Here is a 24,987-nt window from a genome sequence, read left to right as displayed (position 1 = left end):
TTGACTCCCCTGCCCGCCCCGCCCACAACGGGCGTCAACCAAGGGAGGTACCATGTTCAACGATCTGTTCTCGCTCAAAGGCCGCATCGCACTCGTGACCGGCGGCTCGCGCGGCATCGGCAAGATGATCGCGGCGGGATACCTCAGCGCTGGAGCTGCGAAGGTCTACATCACCGCACGCAAGGCCGGACCGTGCGAGGCGACCGCGCAAGAGCTCACCGCGCAATATGACGGCGAGTGCATCGCGCTGCCGATCGACATCTCCACCGTCGAAGGCTGCAACAGGCGCCGGCGAAATCATCAGGCTGGAGCCGAAGCTCGACATCCTCGTCAACAATGCGGGCGCCGCCTGGGGCGCCGAGTTCGACGAATTCCCCGAGAGCGGCTGGGACAAGGTGATGGACCTCAACGTCAAGTCGCTGTTCTTCCTGACCAAGGCGCTGGCGAAGCCGCTGCGCGCGGCAGCCAGCACGGAGCGGCCGGCGAAGGTCATCAACATCGCCTCGGTCGACGGCATCTTCGTCAATCCGAGCGAGACCTACTCCTACGCCGCCAGCAAGGCCGCGGTGATCCATCTGACACGGCGCATGGCGACGAAGCTGGTCAAGGACAACATCAACGTCACCGCGATCGCGCCGGGCGCGTTCAAGTCCGACATGAATCGCGCCGCGCGCGACCACGCGGACGAGGTCGCAAAGCGCATTCCGGCACGGCGGATCGGAACCGACGAGGACATGGCGGGTGTGGCGATCTATCTCGCCTCGCGCGCGGGCGATTACGTAGTCGGCAACACCATCGCCGTCGACGGCGGCGTGGTGTACGCGAATGCCGGGCTGGAGATTGCGGGGTAGGCCGCCGTTTCAAACTCCGCTGTCATGCCCCGGCTTGACCGGGGCATCCAGTACGCCGCGGCCTCTCGACTCTATCACGACCGTCTCTGGAATACTGGATCGCCCGGTCAAGCCGGGCGATGACAGTGAGTGTGTGGCGCGGCCATTGCGCTTCGCTAGCAGCCGTTACGACTCGATCTTCACGTACTCGAAATCGCCCGGCTTGTTGTCGATGCCGACTTTCGGCGGCGAGATCCAGGAGGCGAACTTGCCGGTCTCGGTGACGGGCTGCATCAACGAGGTGATGAAGTCGCCATCCGCGGTCGAGGGCAGCCATTCGTCCTTGCGCTTCGCCCAGGTGGCATCGTCGATCAGGATGCCGTCGGGCGTCGCGTGCACGTCCTTGAACTCGCCGATGTGGCGGTGGAAGGCGACGTTGGGCAGCGTCAGCTTGAAGTCGTAGCCGGCGGTCGAGATCACCTTGTTCCAGCGCAGCATACCCTTGACGCAATCCTGGCTGTAATCGTCACGCAGGCGCATGTTGAGCGCGGTCAGCGCCGGCTCGTCGACCAGCTTGATCTCACCATTGATGAACTTGAGCACCGGATAGGTGGCGTTCTTGAGCTGGTGGTCGTCCTCGATCTGGGTCTCGTGATAGCGCCCCTTGATGCCGGCGTTGAAGGCATTGGCCGCGTTGGTCGAGACTTCCGAGCCAAAGAGATCAAGAGACAGCGTGTAGTGCAGGTTCAGCTTCTTCTGGATGGTCGGCAGATCGATGACGCCGAGCGCACGGACCTTGGCGATATCGGTCGGATCCGTGATGCCGGCTTCGCGCATGGCGTCACAGGTGCGCTGCACGACGCGGGTGATGCCGGTCTCGCCGACGAACATGTGGTGCGCTTCTTCCGTGAGCATGAAGCGACAGGTGCGCGACAGCGGATCGAAGCCCGACTGCGCCAGCGAGTGCAGCTGCATCTTGCCGTCGCGGTCGGTGAAATAGGTGAACATGAAGAAGGACAGCCAGTCCGGCGTCGCTTCGTTGAAGGCGCCCAACATGCGCGGTGCGTCGGCATCGCCCGAGCGGCGGCGCAGCAGATCATCGGCTTCCTCACGTCCGTCGCGGCCGAAATACTTCTGCAGCAGATAGACCATCGCCCAGAGATGGCGGCCTTCCTCGACATTGACCTGGAACAGGTTGCGCATGTCGTAGAGCGAGGGCGCGGTCTTGCCGAGATGGCGCTGCTGCTCGACCGAGGCGGGCTCGGTGTCGCCCTGGATCACGATCAGGCGACGCAGCATGGCGCGATGCTCGCCCGGCACTTCCTGCCAGGCCGGCTCGCCGTAATGCTCGCCAAACGGCACGACGCGATTTTCTTCCTGGGGCGCAAGGAGAATGCCCCAGCGATATTCGGGCATGCGGACATAGTCGAACTTGGCCCAGCCGCGCGGATCGACGGAGTAAGCGGTGCGCAGGTAAACCAGCGACTCCTGGAAGCCTTCCGGCCCCATGTCGCTCCACCAGTCCATGTAGCCGGGATGCCAGCCTTCCAGCGCCTTGAGCACCTGGCGGTCTTCGGCGAGATTCACGTTGTTGGGAATTTTGGTCGAGTAGTCGACGTTCATGATGTTCATGTTCATGGCCGTGCTCCTTGATCGGTCTCGTGTCCCGGATGCAGTGCGGCGCGAAGTGCTGCACTGCTGAGCCGGGACCTGTTGCTCGGTCTGTGTGGGTCCCGGTTCTGCGTCGCACCGCTTCGCGCTGCGCCGCGCCCGGGACACGAAAGTCGTTACACCCGCGTCATATCGAATTTCGGCTTCTGGCCGCTACCGTAGCGGCGCAGCGCGCCTTCCTCGCCGACGGCGTTGGGGCGCTGGAAGATCCAGTTCTGCCAGGCGGTGAGGCGCGCGAAGATCTTTGATTCCATCGTCTCCGGGCCGACGAAGCGCAGGCTCGCTTCCATGCCGGTGAGGCTGTCGGGCGAGAAGCTGGCGCGCTCCTCGAGGAACACGCGAACCTCGTCGTCCCAGTCGATGTCGTCGAGCGCGAAGGTGACGAGGCCGAGCTCTTCCGCCTGCTCGGCGTCGAGGGCGGTGCCGAGCGTTGCTTCCGCGCGCTCGACGTCGGACGGATCGGCCTGGAAGCGCGATTCCAGACGCGTCAGCCCGTGGCTCATCGGGTACGGGCCGAAATTCATCGCTGAGAGCTCGATCGACGGCGGCGGGCGGTTGTCGCCCTGGCGCGTCCCGATCAGCATGTAGGAGCGATCGGCGGCGAACACGAGCTCGGCCAGCGTGCCGGCAAAGCAGGAGCCGGGCTCGACCAGCGTCACCAGCGTGCGCGAGGTGACGTCGATGCGTTTGAGCACGCGCTTCCAGTAATGCCTGATCTCGTTGACCAGCCAGTGCGCCTTGTTGGCTTCGAGGAACGCGTCGTGCGCGAGCACATGGGCGCGGTCGCCATGGCTCTTGAAGACGAGCATGGCGATCTCGAGCTCGTTGATGCGCAAGTGAAGGATGGCATCGTCGAGCTCGCGCGCGACCTGCAGCGGCCAGAACGAGGCGCCCTGCGCCATCATGCCGTCGATATCGGCGGGCGACGCGGCCTCGGGGGCCTTGATCGAGATGGTCGCAATGCGCGCGGCGCGGTCGATATCGACGCTGACGAAGCCGTATTGGATACCGGTCTCGCCGATGATGCGCTTGAGCGGGGACAGCGCAATGCCCTTGCCGCTGCCCTTGCGCTTCGATGCGGCCGCGAACTCCTTGGTGCGCTCGGCGATCTTGCCTTCGAGCTTCGAGTTCGGCGCGATCTCGTCGACGAGGCGCCATTGCACGGCGCGCTTGCCCTTCACGCCTTCCTCGATGGTGCAGAAGAAGTCGGCGTGGTCGCGGCGCACCTTGCGCTTGTCGACGACGCGGGTGAGGCCGCCGGTGCCCGGCAGCACCGCGAGCAGCGGCACTTCGGGCAGAGCGACAGACGACGCACCGTCATCGGCCAGGATGATGTGGTCGGTGGCGAGCGCGAGCTCATAGCCGCCGCCGGCCGCCGAGCCGTTCACCACGGTGATGAAGCGCTGGCCGGAATTCTCGGACGAATCCTCCATGCCGTTGCGGGTCTCGTTGGTGAACTTGCAGAAGTTCACCTTGTGGGCATGGGTCGAGCCCGCGAGCATGCGGATGTTGGCGCCGGCGCAGAACACGCGGTTCTTGGCGGAGCGCATCACCACGACCTTCACCTCGGGATGCTCGAAGCGCAGGCGCTGGATCGCATCCGCAAGCTCGATATCGACGCCGAGATCGTAGGAATTGAGCTTGAGCAGGTAGCCCTCGAACAGGCCGCCATTCTCGTCGACGTCCATGGTCAGCGTCGCGACGTCGCCATCGACCGCGAGCTTCCAGTGCTTGTAGCGGGACGGTTCGGTCTGGAAATCGATGAATGTCGCGCCGCCTGCGAGGCGCCGATCTTCCCCGGCCATGGGCCACCCTTGAGCTTGATTATGCGTTCTGGCGTATACCTTTAGATGCACAATAGTGCATCTTTTGGAAGGCGTCTAGCCCTTAACCGCTCACGCATGCACTTTGCTTCATGCAGATGGCCTAGGACCGCACGATAGCGCCAAGCGCAATCCAGTCGGCCTTGGAGAGCTGGGGACGGCCGAGCTTGGCCTGGAGCAGCGCGGTCAGTGCGGGAATCGGAAAGCTCTCGACAAAGCCGTCGCCGCCGGCCGCCGCCTTGCGCGCGCTCAGCGCCCGAAGCTCGGCCTGCGCGTCGCCGAACAGGCGCGCGGCCGAATGCAGCCTCTGCATCCGCAGCCGCAGATTCGCATTGGCTACATGGATGCAGGCGCGCAGCAGGATGCGCTCGCGGCCGCCTTGCGGCGCCGCGGCCCACACGGCCTCCAGCACCTCCTGCGATTCCCAGAAATAGCCGCGGTCGTTGAGCGTGAGCCCGTAGCGCAGCGCCGGATGCCGTGCCGGCACATAGCCGCGGAAGGCCGAGGGCACCAGCGCCTTCGCCCTATCGAGCGTCTCGTAATCGGCGTCGACCCCGCCGGTCTCGCCCGGCACATAGGCCCATCGCGGCCACGGCAGCGGACCGGTCGCATGTGAAGGCACATTCACAGATGTGCCTCCGCAGGTTCATGCGGCGCGTCCCTGAGGTCCCTGATCGTCGCGCAGGGCCGCTGTTGCAAACTGCTCAATCGCGTCAAGCGTCGCCCCCGGCGCTTCACGATGCGGGGAATGGCCCGCGTCTGAAATGACTTTAAAATCGACCGGACAATAGCACTCTTCCTGCGCGATTTCGACCTGGCGCAATGTCCCATATTGATCGTCGACGCCTTGCAAGACCATGACGGGAACGCGGATGTAGGCGAGATATTCCGAGATGTCCCAGTCGCGGAATTTCGGGTCGAGCCAGGCGCCGTTCCAGCCATGGAAGGCGTTGTCGACGTCCTTGTGCCAGCGCGCGAGTTTTGGCTTCAGGTCGGTCGTCTCGTAAGCCGTCTTGATCGCAGCGATGGATTTGACTGAGATGTCCTCGACGATGAAATGCGGCGCGATCAGCACGAGGCCGCTCAGACGATGATCCTGATGCGCACCGGCATAGATCGTGGCAATCGAGGCGCCGTCGGAATGGCCGAGCAGCAGGCCGCGCTTGAAGCCGATCGCGTCGAGGAGCTTCGGCAGCACATCCAGCGCCTCGCGCTGCATGTAATCGAGCGGCCGCGGCAGCGTGGCCGGGCTCGACTGGCCGTAACCCGCGCGCGAGTAAACGAAGATGCCGGCGCCGGTGGCCTGTTGCAGCTTCTCGGGGAAATCACCCCAGAGGCCGACGGAGCCGAGGCCTTCGTGCAGCATGACGATGGTCGGCGCGTCGGCTGATTGCGGCGCCAGCCATTTGTATTCGAGGCTGGCACTGCCGATGCTGAGGAAGCCGGTGGGGGTGAGGTTGGTCATGTGCATTCTTCTTTCAGCGATCCGACAAGATGCTTCCGCGGTCTCAGTCGTTCCCTCCCCCCTTGCGGGGGAGGGCTAGGGAGAGGGGTGCCACACGGGGACTCGCGGTGTGACGAAGAACGTAGCGCACGCGACGACGAATACCGTTTGCTGGGCTACCCCTCTCCCCCGCCCTCCCCCGCAAGGGGGGAGGGAGCGCAGTGGAGGTTGCCGCCATAGCGTGAGTCATACGCCGCACGGTCACACTCAATTCGCGCCTTCCCGCAACTTGAACCGCTGGATCTTGCCCGTTGCCGTCTTCGGCAAGGATTCCACCACGTCGATCCAGCGCGGATATTTCCACGGGCCGATCTTCTGCTTGACGTGCTCCTTCAGCATCTCCTGCAGCTCCGTCGTCTTGACGCCGGGGCGCAGCACGACGAAGGCCTTCGGTTTCAAGAGCCCTTCCGGATCGGCCTCGGGCACGACGGCGGCTTCCAGCACGGCAGGGTGCGTGATCAGCGCGCTCTCGACCTCGAAGGGCGAGACCCAGATGCCGGAGACCTTGAACATGTCGTCGGCGCGGCCGCAGAAGGTGTAGCGGCCGTCCGCATCGCGGATGTATTTGTCACCGGTGCGGGTCCACGGTCCCTCGAAGGTGCGGCGGCTCTTGTGGCGCTGATTCCAGTAGCCTTCGCCGGCGGACGGCGCATCGACCAGGAGCTCGCCAACCTCGCCGTCGGCGACGTCCTGCCCGGCCTCGTTGACGAGCCGCACCGCATAGCCCGGCACCGGCTTGCCGGACGAGCCGTATTTGATGTCGCCGGGCGCATTCGACAGGAAGATGTGCAGCAACTCGGTCGAGCCGACGCCGTCGAGAATGTCGACGCCAAACCGCGATTTCCAGCTGTTGCCGACGGATTCCGGCAGCGCCTCGCCGGCGGAGGTGCAGATGCGCAAGGCCTTGCCACCGCGTTCGGACTTCATCGTCTCGTCGTTGAGCATGGCCGCGAACAATGTCGGCACGCCGTAGAAGATCGACGGGTTGTAGCGGTTCATCAGGTCGAACATGCGCGCCGGCGTCGGCCGCTCGCTGTTCAGGATCACGGTGGCGCCGACCGACATCGGGAAGGTCAGGGCGTTGCCGAGACCGTAGGCGAAGAACAATTTTGCCGCGGACAGGCAGACGTCGCTCTCGCGGATGCCGAGCACCTGCTTGGCGTAGGTGTCCGCGGTGGCCTGCAGATTCGAATGCAGATGGCGCACGCCCTTGGGCATGCCGGTCGACCCCGACGAGTAGAGCCAGAACGCGGGCTCATCGGGATGCGTCGCGGCGGTGGTGAATTGATCGCTTTCGCCCGCGATCTCTTCAGCGAGTTGCTTGTGACCATTCTGCTTGGCGCCGGACACGACGACATGCTCGAGATCCGGCATGCGGCCGACCACGTCCTTGATGACGGGGTAGAGCGCTTCGGACACGAACAGCACGCGCGCGCGGCAGTCGGCGAGGATGTAGGCGTACTGGTCCGCGGTCAGCAGCGTGTTGAGCGGCACCGGCACGATGCCGGCGCGGATCGCGCCCAAAAACACGATCGGGAAGTCGACCGTATCAAGCATGATCATCGCCACGCGTTCCTCGCGGCGGACGCCGAGCCGGCGCAGCATGTTGGCGGCGCGCCGGGTCTGTTGCTGGAGCTCGCCATAGGTGAGCCGCGAGACGGTGTCGTCGAAGACGAGCTTGCCTCCCCTGCCCTCCTCGACGTTACGGTCGAGCAGCCAGGTCACCGCGTTATAGGATCCCTCGCTCACGGACATCTCTCCCGAATTTAGAATTATAATTCATAGAAAGACACTCCGGCGGCTTGCTGTCAATGCCAGCAGGCACTATGTTTCATTAAAACGCGCCGCAGGACCTTCAAAGAAGGCATCCGCTAAAGAAGGCTCATGACCGACAGTCCCGACGCCGAATCCCGCTTCCTCGAACAGCTCGGCCAGCGTGTGCGCACCATGCGCGCGCTGCGCGGCATGTCGCGAAAAGTGCTCGCCAAGGTGTCAGGGATTTCGGAGCGCTACATCGCGCAGCTCGAGAGCGGCAAGGGCAACGTCTCCATCGTGCTGCTGCGCCGCGTCTCCGGCGCGATGGGCGCGCATCTCGAAGACCTGCTTCCCTCAACCGATCCGACGCCGGACTGGCAGATGTTTCGCGACCTCTTGCGCAAGGCCACGCCCGCGCAGATCGCACAAGCAAAAGATCTGCTCACCGGCGGCAGCGCGTCCGCGCCGCGACGTGCGCCGTTCTGCGGCATTGCGCTGATCGGCCTGCGCGGCGCCGGCAAGTCGACGCTTGGGCGGATGCTGGCGAAGAAGATCGGCTGGAGCTTCGTCGAGCTCAACAAGGAGGTCGAGCAGCAGAACGGGCTCTCGGTCGCCGAGATCATTGCGCTCTACGGCCAGGAAGGCTTTCGCCGCATGGAGCAGGCGGCGCTGCAACAGCTGCTCGCGCGCAACGAGCTGATGGTGCTGGCGACCGGCGGCGGCATCGTCTCCGAGCCCCTGACCTTCGACCAGATCCTGTCGTCGTTCTACACGATCTGGCTGAAGGCCGAGCCGGAAGAGCACATGGCGCGCGTGCGCCGCCAGGGCGATTTGCGCCCGATGGCCGATGATCGCTCGGCGATGACGGAGTTGCGCAACATCCTGCTCAGCCGCGAGCCGTTGTATTCGCGCGCGACGGCGGTGGTGGATACGGCGGGACTGTCGGTCGACGCGGCGGCCGCGCGGCTGATCGATGCGGTGCGGCCGGTGCTGCAGAACGAAGCCCGCAGCTTCGGGCTGCGCAGCGTGGCGCTGTAAGGCAATCTCTCGCGGCATATTCTGCTGTCGTCCCGGCGTACGCCGGGACCCATACCGCGTGATCCATCGATTGTGCGCGCTGCCAATCCCGAACGACTAGCCTTCGCAAAACGTCTCCCTGTGGTTATGGGTCCCGGATCTGCGCGCGCTTAGGGCGCGCTTGTCCGGGACGACAGCGAGGGGTTTTGCGCGACCTCCGGCAACACTATATCAACGCCCAATAGCAAGCCTTGGGATAGATGATGACCGATAGCGACGTCGCAATCTCCATGTTCGAGCGGATCGGCGGCCGTGCCACGATCGATCGTCTGGTCGACCGCTTCTACCAGCGCATGGACACGCTGCCGGAGGCGCAAGTGATCCGTGCCATGCATGCGGCCGATCTCGGCCTGATCAGGGACGTGCTGAAGCGCTATCTCACCGAATGGACCGGCGGCCCAAAACTCTATACCCCCGAGAAGGGCCATCCGCGGCTGCGCCAGCGCCATTTCGGCTTCGCCATCGGCGACGCCGAGCGCGATGCGTGGATGCTCTGCATGCGCGGCGCGATGGAGGAGACGGTGACAGATGGCACCGCGCGGCAGGATCTCGACAAGGCGATATCAGGCCTCGCCGACTGGATGCGCAACCGGACGTGAGGCTGCTCGCCGGGGCGTAGCCCGCTTCCGACACAGCTAGATCGACCAGTAATTCGGATGCTGGTAGGGCCGCGAGCGGTCGCCCCAATCGAACTCCTCGCCATCGAACTCGCAGGGGCCGCTGCTCAATTGCTCCGGCGTCAGCTCGACCTGGAAGGCCTGGCGGGCCGGATCATATTTCAGCGCACTCCACTGCACCGGATAGTGGTGATGAGTGCCGAGCAGGCCGCCGGTCTTGATCACCGCGTAGGCGACCGTTCCGCTCACCTTGTCGAGCATCAATCGTTCGATCGTGCCGAGCTTCGTGCCGTCAGAACCATAGACGGCGACGTGCTGCACGCGGTCACTGGGAACCATGGTGTGTTGCATGGCGTGCTCCCTGGTCTTGTGTGGAGCGCATTATAGCTGAGTAGGGTGGGTTAGCGAAGCGTAACCCACCTCTTCTGCTTCCGCGGATACAGACGGTGGTGGGTTACGCCTTCGGCTAACTGTGGAATCTCAGGAGATCGTCCATCGGTAGGCCGAGGCGGCTGATAGGTGGTTTGGCTTTCAGACTACCGTGGGGCCTGTGCCAGTTGTAGTGATGAAGCCAGATTGGCAGGTTTTTGGCGCGCTGATCTGAAGTGTCGTAGGCGCGAGCGTAGGCCCATTCGCGCAGGACTGTCTGAATGAAGCGTTCGGCCTTGCCGTTGGTTTGCGGTCTGTAGGGCCTGGTGAAGATGTGCTTGAGGCCGAGCTTGCGGCACGCTCTGGCGAAGGCCTTGGCGCGGTAGCAGGAGCCGTTGTCGGTCATGATGCCGGTGACCTTCATGCCGAGGCTGCGGTAGTAGGTGACGGCCTCCTTGAGGAAGGCGATGGCGCTCTCCTTTTTCTGATCCCGCCGGATCTGGGAGAAGGCCAGGCGCGATGCATCGTCGATGGCGACGTGGACGAACTCGTGGCCGGCGCCCCGGCTTTCACCCATCTGGCGATCGTGTGTGATGCGGTGACCCGGTCTGACGAACCTGCCGAGCTTCTTGATGTCGATATGGATGAGCTCGCCGGGCTGTTCGCGCTCGTACCGGCGCACCGGCTCGGCGGGCTCCAGGTCGCGCATCCGACTCAATCCTAGGCGGCGAAGGATGCGGCTGACAGTTGCCCGTGACACCCTGACCTCGGCTGCGATCTGCTTGCCGGTGTGGCGCTGCCGGCGCAACGCCTCGACGGCGGCGCGCGTGGCTGGCGGGGTTTGGCTTGGCGATGAAAGAGGCCTTGAGGAGCGATCACGCAGCCCTTCGACACCTTCCGCGCGGAATCGCTTGACCCATTTGGCAACGGTCTTCGATGTCGTGTTGAACTGGTGGGCCGCGTCGGCTTGGCTCAGCCCACCTTCGACGACGCTGCGCACCATCGCCTCTCGACCTTTGGGCGTCAAAGGCGCATTCTTGTGGACGTTCATCTGGTCTTTCCTTGGAACACTGAAGCTTCGCAACCTCAGCTTCCTCGGTTCAGACCAGATGGACAACCTCCTGAGACACCAAAGCTAACCCACCCTACAAACCTACAGCAATTGCGACCGCACCGCCTCCGCGCCTTCCTGCAACAGTGGCAGGAAGCGGTCGATCAGTTCCTGCGCCGGCACGCGATCGACATGGGCACCCATGTTGATGGCGGCGACGATCACGCCGTCGTAGCGGCGGACGGGGACCGAGATCGAGCGGAAATGCGGTTCGGCCTCGCGGTCGACCAGCGCATAGCCCTGGGCGCGGTCGGCGGCGATGCGCGCGAGCAGCGCCTTCGGGTCGGTCACCGTCTGCGGCGTGAGCGCCTCGCGCTTCATCGCCGTCAAGCGCGCGGCGAGATCGGCATCGTCGAGCTGGCCGAGCATGGCGCGGCCGACCGAGGTGCAGAAGGCCGGCAGGCGGTAGCCGATTTCCAACCCGCCCGAGAACATGCGCGCCGGACTGCTGCGGGCGATGAACACGACCTCGTCACCGTCGAGCACCGCGAGCGAGGAGATCTCATTCGCCGCCGTCGCGACGCGATCGAGCACCGGTTGCAGCACCGTGACGAGCTGGCTGGATCGCAAATAGGACGCCGCCAGCGTCAGCACATGCGGCGTCAGCGAGAACAGTTTGCCGTCACCACTGACGAAGCCACCACGCTGGAGCGTGAACAGCATGCGCCGCGCGGTCGCGCGTGGAAGATCGGCCGCGCGGGCGAGATCGCTCAGCGTCATCGGGCCCGCATTGGTGCCGAAGCACTGGAGCAGGCGCAGGCCGCGATCGAGGGCTTCGACGAAATCCGTCGCGCGCTCGTCGGTGTCATTCCGCTTCAGCTTGGGCATGGCGCCGGGACAATCCTGCAAAATAGTGCTTGCTGCCGATCCAAGGCATGTCATAATTCGCCCATTCGTTCAATAGGCGAACAAACGCCACAAAGGACGCGACCGCCATGATGAGCCAGGAGCAGAACGACCTGATCACCCGCACCGGGCCGAAGGATCCGTGCGGCAGACTGATGCGGAGCTACTGGCAGCCGGCGGCGCTGGTCGACGAGCTGGAGGGCGCGCGGCCGATCCGTCCCGTCAAACTGCTCGGCGAGAACCTTGTGCTGTTCCGCGACGAGACCGGGCGCTACGGCCTGATCGACCGCCACTGCGCCCATCGCGGCGCCGACCTTGCGTTCGGACGGCTCGAGCATGGCGGCCTGCGCTGTGCCTTCCACGGCTGGCTGTTCGACGCCACCGGCCAGTGCATCGAGACGCCGGCCGAGCCGAAGGACTCAAAGCTCTGCCAGAACATCCGCCAGCGCTCCTATCCCGTGGTGGAGAAGAGCGGCATCCTCTGGGCCTATCTCGGCGAGGGTGAGCCGCCGGCATTCCCGGAGATCGACTGCTTCGTCGCCCCCGGCACGCACACCTTCGCGTTCAAGGGCCACATGGCCTGCAACTGGCTGCAGGCGCTGGAGGTCGGCATCGATCCCGCGCATGCCTCCTACCTGCACCGCTTCTTCGAGGACGAGGACACCTCCACCGCCTACGGCAAGCAGTTCCGCGGCGCCTCGGCCGGCAGCGACCTGCCGATGACGAAGATCCTGCGCGAATACGATCGCCCGATCATCAATGTCGAGCACACCGAATATGGCCTGCGACTGATCGCATTGCGCGAGATCGACGAGGAGCGGACGCATGTGCGCGTCACCAACCAGCTGTTCCCCCACGGCTTCGTCATCCCCATGAGCACGGAGATGACGATCACGCAATGGCACGTGCCGGTCGACGACGAGAACTGCTACTGGTACGCGATCTTCACCAGCTACACCAACCCGGTCGACAAGCAGAAGATGCGCGATCAGCGGCTCGAGCTCTATGAGCTGCCAGACTACAAGTCGCGCAAGAACCGCAGCAACGATTACGGTTTCGATCCGCACGAGCAGCAGACCGCGACCTATACCGGCATGGGCAACGACATCAACGTCCACGACCAGTGGGCGGTGGAATCGATGGGCGCGATCCAGGACCGCACCAAGGAGCATCTCGGACAAAGCGACAAGGCGATCGTGCAGTACCGCCGGCTGCTGCGGCAGGAGATCGAGAAGGTCCAGGGCGGCGAGAAGCCGATGCTGTTCCTGGACGAGGCCAATGCGCGCAGCATCCAGGGGCCGGCGACCATGGACGGCATCGGGCCGACGCGCGGCTGGGAGACCTACTGGATGGAGGTCGACGTCAAGCGCCGCCGCGGCGCGCCGTGGACCGCACCGGTGCCGAAGGAGATCGCCGACAACGTGCACCGGCTGACGGCGGCGGAGTGACGTGCGTGCGCGGACCCCGTAGGGTGGGCAAAGGCGCAAAGCGCCGTGCCCACCATGTTTCCGTGCGGGCGATGGATTTGGTGGGCACGCTTCGCTTTGCCCACCCTACGGCAGTTGAGGGAGTGATGAAGTGACTTTCGTCGCGCGCCATGCGCTGTGGTCGGATGAGCAGAAGGACGCAGCGTCGCGCATGCGCCGCATCGTCGAGGACAAGAACCTCGAGGTCATCCGCCTCGCCTTCCCCGACCAGCACGGCATTTTGCGCGGCAAGACCATCGTCGCCACCGAGGCGATCGCCTCGCTGGAGAGCGGCTGCTCCATCACCACGACCATGCTGGCGAAAGACACCTCGCACCGCACGGTGTTTCCGGTGTTCACGTCGGGCGGCGGGTTCGGCATGAAGGAGATGGAGGGCGCGGCCGATGTGCTGATGGTTGCCGATCCCGCCACGTTTCGCGTGCTGCCGTGGGCGCCGACCACGGGCTGGGTGCTGTGCGACCTCTATTTCCAGGACGGTCGTCCGGTGCCGTTCGCGACGCGCGGGCTCTACAAGCGCGTGCTCGATGAGCTCGGCGCGCGCGGCTACGATTTCGTCGCAGGGCTCGAGGTGGAATTCCACATCTTCAAGCTCGACGACCCGCACATGCGCGCGGAAGACGCGGGACAGCCGGGCACGCCGCCGTCGGTGAGCCTGCTCAGCCACGGCTATCAATACCTCACCGAGCAGCGCTTCGATCAGATGGAGCCGGTGCTGGAGATTCTTCGACGCGATGTCGTCGCGCTGGGGTTGCCCTTGCGCTCGGTCGAGGTGGAGTTCGGGCCGAGCCAGTGCGAGTTCACCTTCGCGCCGAAAAAGGGCCTGGAGCCCGCCGACAACATGGTGCTGTTCCGCAGCGCCGTGAAGCAGATCGCGCGGCGGCACGGTTATCACGCCACCTTCATGTGCCGGCCGAAGCTGCCGAACGTGTTCGCGAGCGGCTGGCACCTGCATCAGTCGATCGTCTCGCGCGCGAGCAGCGAGAACCAGTTCATGGCAAAGGACGGCGGGGAGCCGCTCAGCGCATTCGGCCGCTCATACCTCGCCGGTTTGCTCGACCACGCCCGCGCCTCCACCGTGTTCACCACGCCGACCATCAACGGCTACAAGCGCTACCGCTCCTATTCGCTGGCGCCGGACCGCGCGATCTGGGGTCGCGACAATCGCGGCGTGATGATCCGCGTGCTCGGCGGCGCCAATGATGCAGCAACGCGCCTGGAGAACCGCATCGGCGAGCCTGCCGCCAACCCCTATCTCTATATGGCCTCGCAGATCCTCTCGGGCCTCGACGGCGTCGACCGCAAGCTCGATCCCGGCCCATCGGCCGATACGCCCTACGAGACCAAGGCACCCCTGCTGCCGAAGTCACTGCGCGATGCCGTCGCCGCACTGAAGGACGACCCGTTCTTCCGCGAAAAATTCGGCGCGGAATTCGTCGACTACTACACCCACATCAAGAACGCCGAGATCGACCGCTTCCTGTCTGAAGTAACAGACTGGGAGCATCGCGAATATTTCGAGATGTTCTGAACAAGTCCGGTTCAATCCGGCACCGGTGACCTACTTCAGCTGGATCGTGTCGATGCGACCACACGGGACACAAATATAGGCGTGCACCGGAGGCAACGTGACTATTCCCGGTAGTGTCGCCAGGAACTTCATTGGCCTCCCGCATTTTGAGCAGATGAGGATCGGCGGGTTTTCTTCGCGATCGGAACTCATTCAACAGCCCAGCCTGAAGACGCCGCACGATATCGCCGCACCGCGCGCGCTTCATCTCGGGAGAACTACCGGCCTCTATCGGAATCCGGCCGGCCTCTACCCGATGCAGTGCTCACACCCCTGTGAGGCGACTTCATCCGGAATGTTCCGACGACATCGTGCCATTCCGGACGAAGCCATTTTCCCGAAGCCGAGAAAAACGCCGGAAAAGCGCGCGGTCTATAAGTCGACGGCGTGATCAACAATGGAGTTCGATCATGTGGGGTCGATTGTTCAGCCTGATTTATCGCCTGTCCTGCCGGGCCACCCTGATCGAGATCGGGATGCATCGTTTCACGCGTTAGTCGCCGGTGCAGACGAATTGGGTAAGACGGATTGACCAGATGACGGGGGTTATCATGCGCAAGCTGATCAAGCTGATCCTGATCGCAGCGATGTCGCTGCTCGCAACCGGAGCTTACGCCGGCGGTTCGCGAAGCCTGAGCCTGGCCGCCAGCAGTGCCAGCCAGCAGGCGACGGAGCAGACCGCCACGACAGCGACGGCGCCACCGACCACCCAGGCCCCGCCGGCACCGCAGACCACGAATGTGCAGACGGCGACGACCGCGCCAACGTCAACAGCTGCGACCGCTCCGACAGCATCGACAGCGCCGGCCACAGCAGCTCCAGCCGCCACAGCGCCCGCCCGGCCCGCCGCGACCGAAACCGCCAAGCCGAAGCGCCGGCAGCCGTCCACTGAGGCGCGCGTGATCCGCGAGCTGCATCGGCATGGGATCTATTGGTGATGGCCCCGATGTCGTCCTGGCGAAAGCCAGGACCCATTACCCCAGGGAGAGGTTTGGCGAAGACTCCTCACCCGGTACCGATACCGACCGCAGCCAATAGATCACGCGGTATGGGTCCTGGCTTTCGCCAGGACGACGCTGAGGCGCCGGCATTCCGCACCTCACCTCGCCGGTGACAGCGCTAAATCCCCAGATACTTATGCTGCAGGTCCGGCTCGGCCATCAGCTCGTTGGACGTGCCGCTCCACACCGTCTTGCCGCGCTCGATGATGTAGTGGCGGTCGCAGATGCGGGCGAGGTGGTCGACGTTCTTGTCGACGACCAGGATCGACTGTCCGCGGCTCTTGAGCAGCGACAGGCAGTTCCAGATCTCTTCGCGGATCAAGGGCGCGAGACCCTCGGTCGCTTCATCCAGGATCAGCAGCTTCGGGTTGGTCATCAGCGCGCGGCCGATCGCGAGCATCTGCTGCTCGCCGCCGGAGAGCTGGTTGCCCATGTTGGCGGCGCGCTCCGCAAGCCGCGGGAACAGGGAGTAGATCGCGGCCAGCGTCCACGGATTGGGGCTGTCGAAACGGTCCGCGGCGGCGGCGACAAGATTTTCGCGCACGGTGAGGTTCGGGAAGATCTGCCGCCCCTCGGGGACCAGGCCGACGCCGAGTTTTGCAATTCTGTAGGACGGCAGCTGACGCACCTCGGCGCCCGCAAACCGGATCGCACCTGATCGCGCCGGCGTCAGGCCCATGATGGAGCGGATGGTCGTGGTCTTGCCCATGCCGTTGCGGCCCATCAGCGAGACCATCTCGCCCGAGCTGATCGAGAGCGACAGGCCGAACAGCACCTGGGAGAGGCCGTAGCAGGTCTCGATGCCGTCGACCTCGAGCAGCGTGTCAGCCATGATGCGTCACCACATGCTGGTCGCCGAGATAGGCGCGCTTGACCTCTTCGTTGGCGCGGATCGCGGCCGGATCGCCGGAGGCAATGACGCGGCCATAGACCAGCACGGAGATGCGGTCGGCCAGCGCGAACACCGCGGGCATGTCATGCTCGACCAGCACGATCGAGACCTCCTTGCGCAGTTCCTGGAGCAGTTGCACCATGCGCTGCGATTCAGTCACGCCAAGGCCCGCCATCGGCTCGTCGAGCAGCAAGAGCTTCGGCTTGCTTGCGAGCGCGACCGCAAGCTCGATCTGGCGACGCTCGCCATGGCTGAGCCTGTTCACGACGACATCGGCACGATGGCCGAGACCGACGCGGTCGAGCGCGGCGTGCGCGGCATCGCGCAGGCCCTTCTCCTTGCGCGCATTGGCGAAGAAGCGGAACGAGGTGCCGGCATGCGCCTGCGCCGCCAGCGCGACATTGTCGGCGGCGGTGAAGTCGAGCAGCAGCGAGGTGATCTGGAACGAGCGCGCGAGGCCGAGCGCGCAGCGGCGGTAGGCCGGCAAATAGGTGATGTCGCGCCCCGCAAGCCGGACGCTGCCGGAATGCGGCTCGAGGTGCCCGGTGAGCTGGCTGATCAGCGTGGTCTTGCCGGCGCCGTTCGGGCCGATGATGGCGTGCAGCTCACCGGCCGCGACGTCGAGCGAGACGTTGTCCGTGGCAATGATGCCGCCGAAGCGGCGCACCAGCTTTTCGACGCGGAGCAAGGGTTCAGCCACGGCCAGCCCTCCCGAGCACGCCCATGATGCCGCCGCGGCCGAACAGCACGATCAGCAGCAGCAGCGGGCCCATGATCAGCGCCCAATATTCGGTGATCTGCGACAGGAACTCTTCCAGCAGCAGGAACACCACCGCGCCCATGATCGGACCGAACAGCGTGCCCATGCCCCCCAGGATCACCATCACCATGAGGTCGCCGGAACGGGTCCAGTACATCACGGCCGGACTGACGAAATCGGTGTTGTTGGCGAGCAGCGCGCCGGCAAGGCCGCACATCGTGCCTGATATGACGAAGCAGACCAGCTGGTAGCGCTTGGCCGGAAAGCCGATCGCCTGCATGCGCTGCTCGTTGGAGCGCAGCCCCTGCACCACGAGGCCGAAGCGCGAATTGACGATGCGCCAGATCAGGAAGATCACGCCAAAGAGGCAGGCGAGGCAAAGATAGTAGAACTGCGTGCGGTCCGACAGGTTGATCAGCCCGGAGAAGTCGCTGCGCTTGTAGACGGTGAGACCGTCATCGCCGCCATAGCGCGCCAGGCCCGAGGCGACGTAATAGGCCATCTGCGCGAAAGCGAGCGTGATCATGATGAAGTAGACGCCGCGGGTGCGCAGAGAGAGCGCGCCGATTACGAGCGCATAGATCGCGGAGGCCGCGAGGGCGACCGGGAACTGGATGAAGCCGCTCCCTACGCCTTCCTGCGCGAGCATGCCGACCGCGTAGCCGCCGATGCCGAGATAGGCGGCGTGGCCAAAGCTCATCATGCCGCCAAAGCCCATGATGAGGTTGAGGCTCGCCGCCGCCAGCGCCAGGATGACGATGCGGGTGAACAGCGTCAGGATGAAGACGTTGCCGGTGAGAGACGAATAGAGCGGCAGCAGCACGAGGCCCGCCAGCATCAGGGCCGTGACGGCCTTGCTCACGCTCAGACTCTTCATCGACGATTGGCCGGAAACAGCCCCTCCGGCCGCACCACCAGCACGATCGCCATCAGGAGATAGATCAGCATGGAGGACAGCGCGGGCGCGGCGGTGGAGGCAGCGGCGCCGCTCAGCACCTGCCGCAACAGGTTCGGCAGGAAGGCGCGGCCGAGCGTGTCGATCATGCCGACGAAGATCGCGGCCAGGAACGCGCCGCGGATCGAGCCGATGCCGCCGATCACGATGATGACGAAGGCGAGGATCAGAATGTTCTCGCCCATGCCGATCTGCACGGTGAGGATCGGCGCCTGCATCAGGCCGGCAAGGCCGGCGAGCGCGGCCCCCAGGCCGAACACCAGCGTGTAGAGCAGCTTGATGTTGATGCCGAGCGCGCCGATCATCTCGCGGTTGGAGGCGCCGGCGCGGATCAGCATGCCGATGCGGGTGCGCATCACGCCGAGATAGAGCAGCAGCGCGACCAGCAGCGCCACGGCGATGATGGCGAGGCGATAGGCGGGATAGTGAATGCCGGGCAGGATCGGCACCGGCACGGTGAGCCAGGCTGGCAAGGGCAGCGCGAGACCCGCCGGGCCCCAGATCAGCCGCACGGCTTCATTGAAGAACAGGATCAGGCCGAAGGTCGCGAGCACATGGTCGAGATGGTCGCGGCCGTACAGATGCCGCAGCGCCGTCACCTCGAGCACGATGCCGAGCACGAGCGTAGCCCCTAGCGCCATCAGCGCACCGAGCAGGAAGCTGCCGGTCCATGCCGCGAAGGTCGCGGCGAAATAGGCGCCCATCATGTAGAGCGAGCCGTGCGCGAGGTTGACGAGATCCATGATCCCGAACACCAGCGTCAGGCCGGCGGCGAGCAGGAACAGGAGCAGGCCGAACTGCAATCCGTTCAAGAACTGTTCGACGACGAGCAGCATCAAGACTCTTTCAGGCGCATCCGGACGCGCGCCGATGTTCGAACACAGTCGCCATCAGTGAAAGAGCTCCCCCTGCCTCATCAAGGCGGAAAAATGGGTAATGGCAGTATCGTTCCGAGGCAAGAGCGATTCGACACCAAACATGCACTTTGTTGCATCCCGGCACACGCGGCCGAGACGCGCCTCGCAATGCAAAAAGGCTGCCGCACAGGATGGGGCAACCTGCCGCACCCAAATGACATCACCCTCCCCCCGACCGGGGAGAGGGTGCGCACGTCGTCGAATGAAGGAAGGATGCGTCTAGTGCGACGTCATCTGCTGAGGAAAATCGTCCGGCTCGGCGAGCACGCTGTTGACGGTCGATGCCTCCAGTGCCGCCATCCGGAACAGATAGGCGAGCGTCGTCAGTCCGGAGTCTTCCGCCATCTGCGCGAGCTCGAGTGCCATGTCGGACATGTAGCCGAGGTTCTCGTCCTGGGTTTGCGCCATGATCTGGCTGTCCCGCATCATGTTCGACATCTCAGGCGCTCTTTCGTTGTGCGGCAGCAAGACCGCAGAGGTTGGCACGGGCGACGGCGTCCAGACGCGGGCCGTCCTGCTGCACGACGGAAGCCATGCCGATGCGATCATGCAGGGCATCGAGCGTCTGTCGTCGAATATCGATGGTGGCCGCCATGGTCCATGCGTCCTCCACCAGAGCCGGCAGGCCGAGCGGCGTCACGACGAAGCCCGCCTCGTGGAAGCGCGGCAACCACCAGGTTTCCATGATCGCGCTGACCTGCGCGATTCCCTGATTGAGACAGAACTCCTGCACCGCCGCCATCAGTTGCAGGTTGAGAGCGCCGTCGCGCCGGTCGCGGACGACGAAGTAGCGTGACCACTCCCAGACCAGCGGATCCGAAGGGCAGCCGCGCACCGCCGCCAAATGCGGGAAGACCTCGCTCATCATCGAAGGCTTGGTCGTCGGATAGAGCCGGTGGCCGCCGACGACGCGCCGGCCCTCCAGCGCAAGCAGATAAACAGTGTCCTCGTCGTCATAGGAATCGATCTCGCGGCCATCAGGCCGGCGCAGTGTCTCCCAGCGCCGCTCCTCGACGAAGATGTCGTGGCGCAGCCTGAAATGTTGCTCGAGTACGTCTTCGTAAAGGTGGCGATTGACCGCGGAAATTGCGTGAATCATGAAAACCCCCATTCAGCCTCAATGGGGGAAAGAATCTGCCAAAAGACGCAGGTTCGATATTGGGAAATTTCCCAGTACGTCGCTTACGGATTGATGATTTTACCGCGAATCGCCAGCGCCACTGCATGCGTGCGGTTGACCGCGCCGAGCTTGCGCGCGGCGGTTGCAAGATGCTCTTCGGCCGTGCGCTGCGTGATGTGCAGGATCTCGCCGATCTCCCAGGCCGACTTGCCCTGCGAGGCCCACGAGATCACCTCGCGCTCGCGCGGGGTGAGACGCGTCGAGGGATACGGCGCCGGCTCGAGCAGACGGCGGATGTGGTCGAAGCCATACATCGCCATCAGGTGCAGCGCCGGCTTGCTGCGGGGATTGAGGTCGAGATGAACGCCGCCAAGCGACACAGCGGCTTCATAGCCGGTGAGCCCGTGGATCGGCACAATGAAGCCGCGCGACATGCGAAAATCGCCGGCGCGGTTCATCACCTCGGCCGCATCAGGCTCGAGCTCGGCGTCATAGGGAGCTTCCGACCATTCGAACGGATTGACCGATTGCCGGCACAGCCGCACCACCGGGTCGACGCGGTCGTAATTGTTCTGGGTATACAGGTTGAACCAGCCCGCGGGCCAGCGCTTGGCGAGCACCATCTGCGCAAAGCGCTGATCGGGATTCGGCAGGCCCGTCACGATGATGGTTTCGAAGCCGAAGCGACCGAAGGCTGATTCAAGCGCATTCATCGCGTCTGGGACGGCGCGATAAGCTCCAAGGCCTTCAATGAAGTCGAGCGCCTCCCGGCCATAGTCTACGGCGGACATCGGTGCATTCCCTGACCCACACCGTCCCGTATAGCACGTATTCGAGGGCTGCCTCAATTCGCTGGTCCCGTAGTTTACCGGTGGGGACCTGCTCCAAGGCCTTAATCTACTTGTGGAAGAAGTGACCTCAAGTTACACCTAAAGGCGTAGAAAGCGGGAAAGCAACGATGGACGACGAGAACATCGCCCTCAACAGCGTGCTCGGCCTGGAATTGAACCGCGTGTTTTTCGCCGTGCGTGAAACGGCAAACAAGCAGAAGATCATCGAGTTCGCACGCGAGGTGCTGCACAGCGAGCGCGCGGAGTTGGCGGGCAACATTTTGCCCGAGGGCCCGGCGAGCTAGAACGCAGTTGCAGCAAGCGACGCCGATGCAAAAAGATCGCGCGACGACGACGCCCTTCCATCTGAACGCGCAGATTTTAGTCGAAACACTCTGACCGGGAAATTGCTCCGCCATCCCTCACGATTGGGCTGCACGCTTACCCTCCCCTGGAGGGGAAGGCAGCGCGCGCAGCTCTCCACGTCGACACACACTTGCCGCTGGATGACAGCGCATCTCTCGTGAGATGATCGCCGCCACGATCGTTTTCGGATACCAAGACCATGATGACGCTGCGCCAGGTTGAAGTGATCCGTGCCGTGATGGTGACGGGCACCATAGGCGGCGCGGCGAAGCTGCTCAACGTCTCGGCGCCGGGGATCAGCCGCCTCGTCAAATACACCGAGCGCTCGCTCGGCATCCGCTTCTTCCAGCGCCAGAACGGCCGCTACTTCCCGACGCCGGAAGCCGAGAACATCTTCGAGCAGATCAACGGCGTCTACAAGAAGGTCGACGATCTCTCCGAGATCATCTCCAAGATCGGCCGCGGCGGGTTGTCGGAGCTGCGCATCGGGTCGGTGCCGAGCATCTCGCAGGTCATGGTGCCGCGCGCGATCGAGCGCGTCCGCCGTCGCTATCCCGATCTCGGCATCGACATCAACATCCTCAAGCTCGAGGAGGCCATCGACTATCTCCTGCTCGGCCGCGGCGAGTGCGTCGCGATGAGCTACCGGCTGGAGCATTCCGGGCTCGACTTCATGCCGCTCGCCTCGGGCGAGCTCTATTGCATCGTCCCGCCCGGCCACGAGCTCGCCGGCCGCAAGCAGGTCTCCGCCGCCGAGATCACCCGCTATCCGCTGATCGGCATCGATCCCAACGACCCTTACGGCCGCATCATGGCCGAGATCTTCGCGCGCCACCGGCTCGGCTACAACATCACCATCCGCGCGCGCTTCGGCACCACGGTCTGCGCGCTGGTGAAGGCGGGCCTCGGCATCGCCATCATCGACCAGTTCACGGTGGCCCATGGCGGTTATCCCGGAATCGAGCTCTTGAAGATCACCGAGCCGACGCGGTTCGACACCTATATCGCGGTCAAGCGCGGCGCGCCGCTGTCGCTTCACGTCGAATATTTCATCGAATCCCTGCGCGCCGAGATGCGCGCGGTCGAGCCGTCCCGCGGCAACGGCAAGGCGGCTCCGGCGCGCGGACGGAAAAAATAACATTATGTTAGGTTTGCTGGATAAAAGGGTAATTGTGTTAGGCGGGGGAAAGACTATCGTCGCACGTGGAGGCCCCCTTGGACTTGCGTCGATTTCCCCGCTATTGGCCGGGATCGAACGCTCCCAACGAGACGATTGCGAACCATGTCGAAGCGCGGATACGCCGCCAGCAAAAAGCTCCTCACCGGCCTGATCGGCGCGCCGATCGCGCATTCCGCGTCCCCCGCCATGCATGAGCGCGCCGCCGAGGCGCTCGGCCTGCGCGGCCATTACCAGCTCATCGAGGTCGCCGGCGCCGACGCGGCCGGCCTCGCCATGATGCTCGAAGGCGTGCGGCGGCTCGGCTTTGCCGGCGTCAACGTCACCTTCCCCTACAAGGAGGCCGTGGTGCCGCTACTCGACGAGCTGGCACCGGCTGCGGCGAGGATGGCGGCGGTCAACACCGTCGTCGTCAGGGATAACAGGCTGATCGGCCACAACACCGACACGACGGGCTTTGCGCGCGCGGTCGCGCCGCTGCTGGCTTCTTCCGGAAATGCAGTGGCCGTGATCGGCACCGGCGGCGTCGGCAAGGCGATCGCCTTTGCGCTGGCGAGCCTGAAGGTGACTGATCTCCGCATCTTCGACAGCGAGCCGGCGCGGGCCGAAAAACTCGCCGCGCTGCTGGCGAGGCATGGTGGCGCGCGGGTCGCCGCGAGCGTCGAGGACGCGCTTGACGGCGCAACCGGCCTCGTCAACGGCACGCCGGTCGGCATGCTGCCGAACCGGGACACCCCGGTCCCGGCCTCGCTGCTGCGCGAAAACCTGTGGGTCGCCGACGCCGTCTATTCGCCGCTGATCACGCCGCTGCTGGCAGCGGCCAAAGCCAAGGGCGCGCGGATCATGACCGGGCGGGAGCTTGCGATCTACCAGGCCGCCGACGCGTTCGAACTGTTCACCGGCCTTGCCCCATCGACCGAAGTCATGGGAGAGGCATTCGACGAGGTGATGGCGGCACGAAGTTCGACCTATCACGCAGCGTAACGGAAGCGGCCGGGCACAAGGCCGCGGACAACATCAACGACAATGGGAGGAGAGACCATGAAATCGACCTTGCTGGCAGGCGCCCTGCTTGCCTTCGCGACTGCAACCAGCGTCCACGCCCAGGCGATCAAGCTCGCCGACGTCGCCGAACTGTCGGGCGGCGGCGCCACCGTCGGCACCAACTGGAAGAACGGCATCGACCTCGCGATCGAGGAGATCAACGCCAAGGGCGGCGTGCTCGGCCGCAAGCTCGAGGTCACCCACGCCGACTCGCAATCCAACCCCGGCGTCGCGCGCGCCCAGGTGCAGAAGGCGCTCGACGCCGAGCCCTATGTGCTGCTCGGACCCGGCTATTCCGGCTCGGTGAAGGTCACCGCGCCGCTCGCGGCCGAAGCCGGCATCGCGCAGATCATGGGCGGCGAAGCCGCCGAGCTGACGCAAGCCGGCAACAAGTTCCTGTTCCGCACCTCGTTCGGCCAGCAATCGTCGATGCCGAAGGTCGCAAAGTACATTCACGACGAGATGAAGGCGAAGACCGTCGCGGTGGTCTGGGTCAACAACGACTTCGGCCGCGGCGGCCGCGACGTCGTCGTCAAGGAGCTCGACCGGCTCGGCTCCAAGGTGGTCGCGGATCTGTCGACCGAAGCAGGCCAGGCCGACTTCGCCGCCGACGTCGGCAAGATCAAGGCCGCCAATCCCGACGCGGTGTTCGTCTATCTCAACGAGGAAGAGAGCGCGCGCATCCTGAAAGAGCTGAAGCGCCAGGGCGTCACCGCGCCGCTGATGGGCGAGACCACGCTGATCGGCCAGAAGGTGATCGAGCTTGCAGGCGAAGCCGCCAACGGCGCACGTGGCCATGTCGGCCTCACCACCGATGCGCCGGTCGATCTGATCAAGGCGTTCCGCGAGAAGTTTTCCAAGAAGTACAATTACGTCCCTGACCATAACGGCCTGAAGGGCTACCTCGCCGTCTACATGGTGAAGGCCACCACCGAGAAGATGGGCAAGGTCGACCCGAAGAAGTTCGCCGAGACGCTGCACGGCCTGACCATCAAGGCCGCGGACGAGCCGGGCATCCTGATGGACGTCACCTTCAGCGACACCGGCGACATCGACCGCCAGAGCTTCCTGGTCGAGGTGGTCGAAGGCAAGCAGGTCGTGAAGCAAGTGCTGCCGAAGGTGAAGTGAGGGCTTCTTCGCCTCTCCCCGCACGCGGGGAGAGGCCGGAATTTGCCTAGCAAATTCCGGGTGAGGGGGAGCCTCCACGAGTCCAACTATCAGCGACCTCGCGGAGACTCCCCCTCACCGTAGCCGATGCTTCGCATCGG

The 24,987-nt window shown here is 64.5% G+C and carries 25 protein-coding genes and 1 pseudogene; 11 read left to right on the top strand and 15 right to left on the bottom strand.

The genetic code is table 11. The features are described from left to right. The first annotated feature begins 52 nt into the window (after positions 1 to 52). Positions 53 to 851, top strand: a pseudogene (locus JQ603_RS15585) (SDR family oxidoreductase). A 165-nt stretch (positions 852 to 1,016) separates the two neighbouring features. Here JQ603_RS15585 and boxB read toward each other — a convergent pair. The 5 genes from boxB to JQ603_RS15560 all read right to left on the bottom strand — a co-directional run bounded on the left by boxB (position 1,017) and on the right by JQ603_RS15560 (position 7,577). Next, entirely contained in the window at positions 1,017 to 2,468 is a 1,452-nt protein-coding gene (gene boxB / locus JQ603_RS15580; protein WP_028172728.1) for a benzoyl-CoA 2,3-epoxidase subunit BoxB, read from the bottom strand. Between the two features lie 149 nt (positions 2,469 to 2,617). After that, positions 2,618 to 4,306 carry a 2,3-epoxybenzoyl-CoA dihydrolase gene (boxC, locus tag JQ603_RS15575; RefSeq protein WP_212340744.1) on the bottom strand — a complete coding sequence of 563 codons (1,689 nt, stop codon included), beginning with the start codon at positions 4,304 to 4,306 and terminating at the stop codon, positions 2,618 to 2,620. Positions 4,307 to 4,427: 121 nt separating this feature from the next. Then, positions 4,428 to 4,952, bottom strand: a complete 525-nt coding sequence (locus JQ603_RS15570) for a DUF309 domain-containing protein (RefSeq protein WP_212340742.1) — start codon at positions 4,950 to 4,952, stop codon at positions 4,428 to 4,430. Between the two features lie 18 nt (positions 4,953 to 4,970). Continuing rightward, positions 4,971 to 5,789: an alpha/beta fold hydrolase gene (locus JQ603_RS15565; protein ID WP_212340740.1), complete on the bottom strand. Its 819-nt coding sequence runs from the start codon at positions 5,787 to 5,789 to the stop codon at positions 4,971 to 4,973. Between the two features lie 246 nt (positions 5,790 to 6,035). After that, the gene (locus tag JQ603_RS15560; protein ID WP_212340738.1) at positions 6,036 to 7,577 is read right to left on the bottom strand and encodes a benzoate-CoA ligase family protein; all 1,542 of its coding nucleotides are present in this window, start codon (positions 7,575 to 7,577) and stop codon (positions 6,036 to 6,038) included. A gap of 135 nt (positions 7,578 to 7,712) precedes the next feature. Between JQ603_RS15560 and JQ603_RS15555 the strand changes: the two genes are divergently transcribed. Continuing rightward, positions 7,713 to 8,621 carry a helix-turn-helix transcriptional regulator gene (locus JQ603_RS15555; protein ID WP_018644502.1) on the top strand — a complete coding sequence of 303 codons (909 nt, stop codon included), beginning with the start codon at positions 7,713 to 7,715 and terminating at the stop codon, positions 8,619 to 8,621. Between the two features lie 242 nt (positions 8,622 to 8,863). Next, positions 8,864 to 9,259 (top strand): group II truncated hemoglobin, encoded by a 396-nt coding sequence (locus JQ603_RS15550; RefSeq protein ID WP_212340736.1) that lies wholly within the window; start codon positions 8,864 to 8,866, stop codon positions 9,257 to 9,259. Between the two features lie 36 nt (positions 9,260 to 9,295). Here the strand turns inward: JQ603_RS15550 and JQ603_RS15545 are convergent, their stop codons facing one another. The 3 genes from JQ603_RS15545 to JQ603_RS15535 form a co-directional block, all read right to left on the bottom strand. Then, on the bottom strand, positions 9,296 to 9,628 hold the full coding sequence (locus JQ603_RS15545) for a PRC-barrel domain-containing protein (RefSeq protein ID WP_212340734.1): 333 nt from the start codon (positions 9,626 to 9,628) through the stop codon (positions 9,296 to 9,298). A 115-nt stretch (positions 9,629 to 9,743) separates the two neighbouring features. Continuing rightward, a complete protein-coding gene (locus JQ603_RS15540; protein ID WP_212340732.1) occupies positions 9,744 to 10,697 on the bottom strand; it encodes an IS481 family transposase in 954 nt (317 codons plus the stop codon). Positions 10,698 to 10,799: 102 nt separating this feature from the next. Further along, positions 10,800 to 11,585 (bottom strand): IclR family transcriptional regulator domain-containing protein, encoded by a 786-nt coding sequence (locus tag JQ603_RS15535; protein ID WP_212340730.1) that lies wholly within the window; start codon positions 11,583 to 11,585, stop codon positions 10,800 to 10,802. Positions 11,586 to 11,692: 107 nt separating this feature from the next. Here JQ603_RS15535 and JQ603_RS15530 point away from each other — a divergent pair, with 107 nt between their 5' ends. From JQ603_RS15530 to JQ603_RS15515, 4 genes are all read left to right on the top strand, one after another. Further along, positions 11,693 to 13,051 carry an aromatic ring-hydroxylating dioxygenase subunit alpha gene (locus JQ603_RS15530; RefSeq protein ID WP_212340728.1) on the top strand — a complete coding sequence of 453 codons (1,359 nt, stop codon included), beginning with the start codon at positions 11,693 to 11,695 and terminating at the stop codon, positions 13,049 to 13,051. A 130-nt stretch (positions 13,052 to 13,181) separates the two neighbouring features. Further along, a complete protein-coding gene (locus JQ603_RS15525; protein WP_212340726.1) occupies positions 13,182 to 14,618 on the top strand; it encodes a glutamine synthetase family protein in 1,437 nt (478 codons plus the stop codon). Positions 14,619 to 14,715: 97 nt separating this feature from the next. Continuing rightward, on the top strand, positions 14,716 to 15,048 hold the full coding sequence (locus JQ603_RS15520; RefSeq protein ID WP_212340724.1) for a hypothetical protein: 333 nt from the start codon (positions 14,716 to 14,718) through the stop codon (positions 15,046 to 15,048). A gap of 145 nt (positions 15,049 to 15,193) precedes the next feature. Then, positions 15,194 to 15,595, top strand: a complete 402-nt coding sequence (locus JQ603_RS15515; RefSeq protein WP_349630741.1) for a hypothetical protein — start codon at positions 15,194 to 15,196, stop codon at positions 15,593 to 15,595. 181 nt (positions 15,596 to 15,776) lie between these two features. Here JQ603_RS15515 and JQ603_RS15510 read toward each other — a convergent pair whose 3' ends face one another. From JQ603_RS15510 to JQ603_RS15480, 7 genes are all read right to left on the bottom strand, one after another. Continuing rightward, positions 15,777 to 16,490: an ABC transporter ATP-binding protein gene (locus tag JQ603_RS15510; protein WP_212340722.1), complete on the bottom strand. Its 714-nt coding sequence runs from the start codon at positions 16,488 to 16,490 to the stop codon at positions 15,777 to 15,779. Next, complete coding sequence (locus JQ603_RS15505) at positions 16,483 to 17,250, bottom strand: ABC transporter ATP-binding protein (protein ID WP_212340720.1); 768 nt, start codon at positions 17,248 to 17,250, stop codon at positions 16,483 to 16,485. The genes JQ603_RS15510 and JQ603_RS15505 overlap by 8 nt, the downstream gene beginning before the upstream one ends. Further along, positions 17,243 to 18,187 carry a branched-chain amino acid ABC transporter permease gene (locus tag JQ603_RS15500; protein ID WP_212340718.1) on the bottom strand — a complete coding sequence of 315 codons (945 nt, stop codon included), beginning with the start codon at positions 18,185 to 18,187 and terminating at the stop codon, positions 17,243 to 17,245. The genes JQ603_RS15505 and JQ603_RS15500 overlap by 8 nt, the downstream gene beginning before the upstream one ends. After that, positions 18,184 to 19,101, bottom strand: coding sequence for a branched-chain amino acid ABC transporter permease (locus tag JQ603_RS15495; RefSeq protein ID WP_018644491.1), 918 nt, complete (start codon positions 19,099 to 19,101; stop codon positions 18,184 to 18,186). The genes JQ603_RS15500 and JQ603_RS15495 overlap by 4 nt, the downstream gene beginning before the upstream one ends. 300 nt (positions 19,102 to 19,401) lie before the next feature. Beyond that, positions 19,402 to 19,620, bottom strand: a complete 219-nt coding sequence (locus JQ603_RS15490; RefSeq protein ID WP_212340716.1) for a hypothetical protein — start codon at positions 19,618 to 19,620, stop codon at positions 19,402 to 19,404. A 1-nt stretch (position 19,621) separates the two neighbouring features. Further along, a complete protein-coding gene (locus tag JQ603_RS15485) occupies positions 19,622 to 20,293 on the bottom strand; it encodes an acyl-homoserine-lactone synthase (protein WP_245003635.1) in 672 nt (223 codons plus the stop codon). A 71-nt stretch (positions 20,294 to 20,364) separates the two neighbouring features. Further along, the gene (locus JQ603_RS15480; RefSeq protein ID WP_212340714.1) at positions 20,365 to 21,093 is read right to left on the bottom strand and encodes a LuxR family transcriptional regulator; all 729 of its coding nucleotides are present in this window, start codon (positions 21,091 to 21,093) and stop codon (positions 20,365 to 20,367) included. 167 nt (positions 21,094 to 21,260) lie between these two features. Between JQ603_RS15480 and JQ603_RS15475 the strand changes: the two genes are divergently transcribed. From JQ603_RS15475 to JQ603_RS15460, 4 genes are all read left to right on the top strand, one after another. Then, positions 21,261 to 21,437 carry a hypothetical protein gene (locus JQ603_RS15475; RefSeq protein WP_212340712.1) on the top strand — a complete coding sequence of 59 codons (177 nt, stop codon included), beginning with the start codon at positions 21,261 to 21,263 and terminating at the stop codon, positions 21,435 to 21,437. 260 nt (positions 21,438 to 21,697) lie between these two features. Beyond that, the gene (locus JQ603_RS15470) at positions 21,698 to 22,636 is read left to right on the top strand and encodes a LysR family transcriptional regulator (protein WP_212340710.1); all 939 of its coding nucleotides are present in this window, start codon (positions 21,698 to 21,700) and stop codon (positions 22,634 to 22,636) included. 144 nt (positions 22,637 to 22,780) lie between these two features. Continuing rightward, positions 22,781 to 23,659 (top strand): shikimate dehydrogenase, encoded by an 879-nt coding sequence (locus JQ603_RS15465; RefSeq protein ID WP_212340708.1) that lies wholly within the window; start codon positions 22,781 to 22,783, stop codon positions 23,657 to 23,659. A gap of 57 nt (positions 23,660 to 23,716) precedes the next feature. After that, positions 23,717 to 24,847 (top strand): ABC transporter substrate-binding protein, encoded by a 1,131-nt coding sequence (locus tag JQ603_RS15460; protein ID WP_212340706.1) that lies wholly within the window; start codon positions 23,717 to 23,719, stop codon positions 24,845 to 24,847. Positions 24,848 to 24,987: the final 140 nt, after the last annotated feature.

This window comes from Bradyrhizobium liaoningense (assembly GCF_018130825.1).
GTDB classification, from domain to species: domain Bacteria; phylum Pseudomonadota; class Alphaproteobacteria; order Rhizobiales; family Xanthobacteraceae; genus Bradyrhizobium; species Bradyrhizobium liaoningense_B.
This window is presented reverse-complemented; position numbering and strand designations above follow the sequence as displayed.

Excerpts from the sequence above, each read along its gene's own strand:
- JQ603_RS15510 (WP_212340722.1), bottom strand. The coding sequence starts at position 16,490 with ATGGCTGACACGCTGCTCGAGGTCGACGGCATCGAGACCTGCTACGGC.
- JQ603_RS15565 (WP_212340740.1), bottom strand. The coding sequence starts at position 5,789 with ATGACCAACCTCACCCCCACCGGCTTCCTCAGCATCGGCAGTGCCAGC.
- JQ603_RS15460 (WP_212340706.1), top strand. The coding sequence starts at position 23,717 with ATGAAATCGACCTTGCTGGCAGGCGCCCTGCTTGCCTTCGCGACTGCA.
- JQ603_RS15490 (WP_212340716.1), bottom strand. The coding sequence starts at position 19,620 with ATGTCGAACATGATGCGGGACAGCCAGATCATGGCGCAAACCCAGGAC.
- JQ603_RS15500 (WP_212340718.1), bottom strand. The coding sequence starts at position 18,187 with ATGAAGAGTCTGAGCGTGAGCAAGGCCGTCACGGCCCTGATGCTGGCG.
- JQ603_RS15535 (WP_212340730.1), bottom strand. The coding sequence starts at position 11,585 with ATGCCCAAGCTGAAGCGGAATGACACCGACGAGCGCGCGACGGATTTC.
- JQ603_RS15465 (WP_212340708.1), top strand. The coding sequence starts at position 22,781 with ATGTCGAAGCGCGGATACGCCGCCAGCAAAAAGCTCCTCACCGGCCTG.
- JQ603_RS15530 (WP_212340728.1), top strand. The coding sequence starts at position 11,693 with ATGATGAGCCAGGAGCAGAACGACCTGATCACCCGCACCGGGCCGAAG.
- JQ603_RS15555 (WP_018644502.1), top strand. The coding sequence starts at position 7,713 with ATGACCGACAGTCCCGACGCCGAATCCCGCTTCCTCGAACAGCTCGGC.
- JQ603_RS15485 (WP_245003635.1), bottom strand. The coding sequence starts at position 20,293 with ATGGGGGTTTTCATGATTCACGCAATTTCCGCGGTCAATCGCCACCTT.
- JQ603_RS15550 (WP_212340736.1), top strand. The coding sequence starts at position 8,864 with ATGACCGATAGCGACGTCGCAATCTCCATGTTCGAGCGGATCGGCGGC.
- boxB (WP_028172728.1), bottom strand. The coding sequence starts at position 2,468 with ATGAACATGAACATCATGAACGTCGACTACTCGACCAAAATTCCCAAC.
- JQ603_RS15545 (WP_212340734.1), bottom strand. The coding sequence starts at position 9,628 with ATGCAACACACCATGGTTCCCAGTGACCGCGTGCAGCACGTCGCCGTC.
- JQ603_RS15515 (WP_349630741.1), top strand. The coding sequence starts at position 15,194 with ATGACGGGGGTTATCATGCGCAAGCTGATCAAGCTGATCCTGATCGCA.
- JQ603_RS15480 (WP_212340714.1), bottom strand. The coding sequence starts at position 21,093 with ATGTCCGCCGTAGACTATGGCCGGGAGGCGCTCGACTTCATTGAAGGC.
- JQ603_RS15540 (WP_212340732.1), bottom strand. The coding sequence starts at position 10,697 with ATGAACGTCCACAAGAATGCGCCTTTGACGCCCAAAGGTCGAGAGGCG.
- JQ603_RS15470 (WP_212340710.1), top strand. The coding sequence starts at position 21,698 with ATGATGACGCTGCGCCAGGTTGAAGTGATCCGTGCCGTGATGGTGACG.
- JQ603_RS15475 (WP_212340712.1), top strand. The coding sequence starts at position 21,261 with ATGGACGACGAGAACATCGCCCTCAACAGCGTGCTCGGCCTGGAATTG.
- boxC (WP_212340744.1), bottom strand. The coding sequence starts at position 4,306 with ATGGCCGGGGAAGATCGGCGCCTCGCAGGCGGCGCGACATTCATCGAT.
- JQ603_RS15495 (WP_018644491.1), bottom strand. The coding sequence starts at position 19,101 with ATGCTGCTCGTCGTCGAACAGTTCTTGAACGGATTGCAGTTCGGCCTG.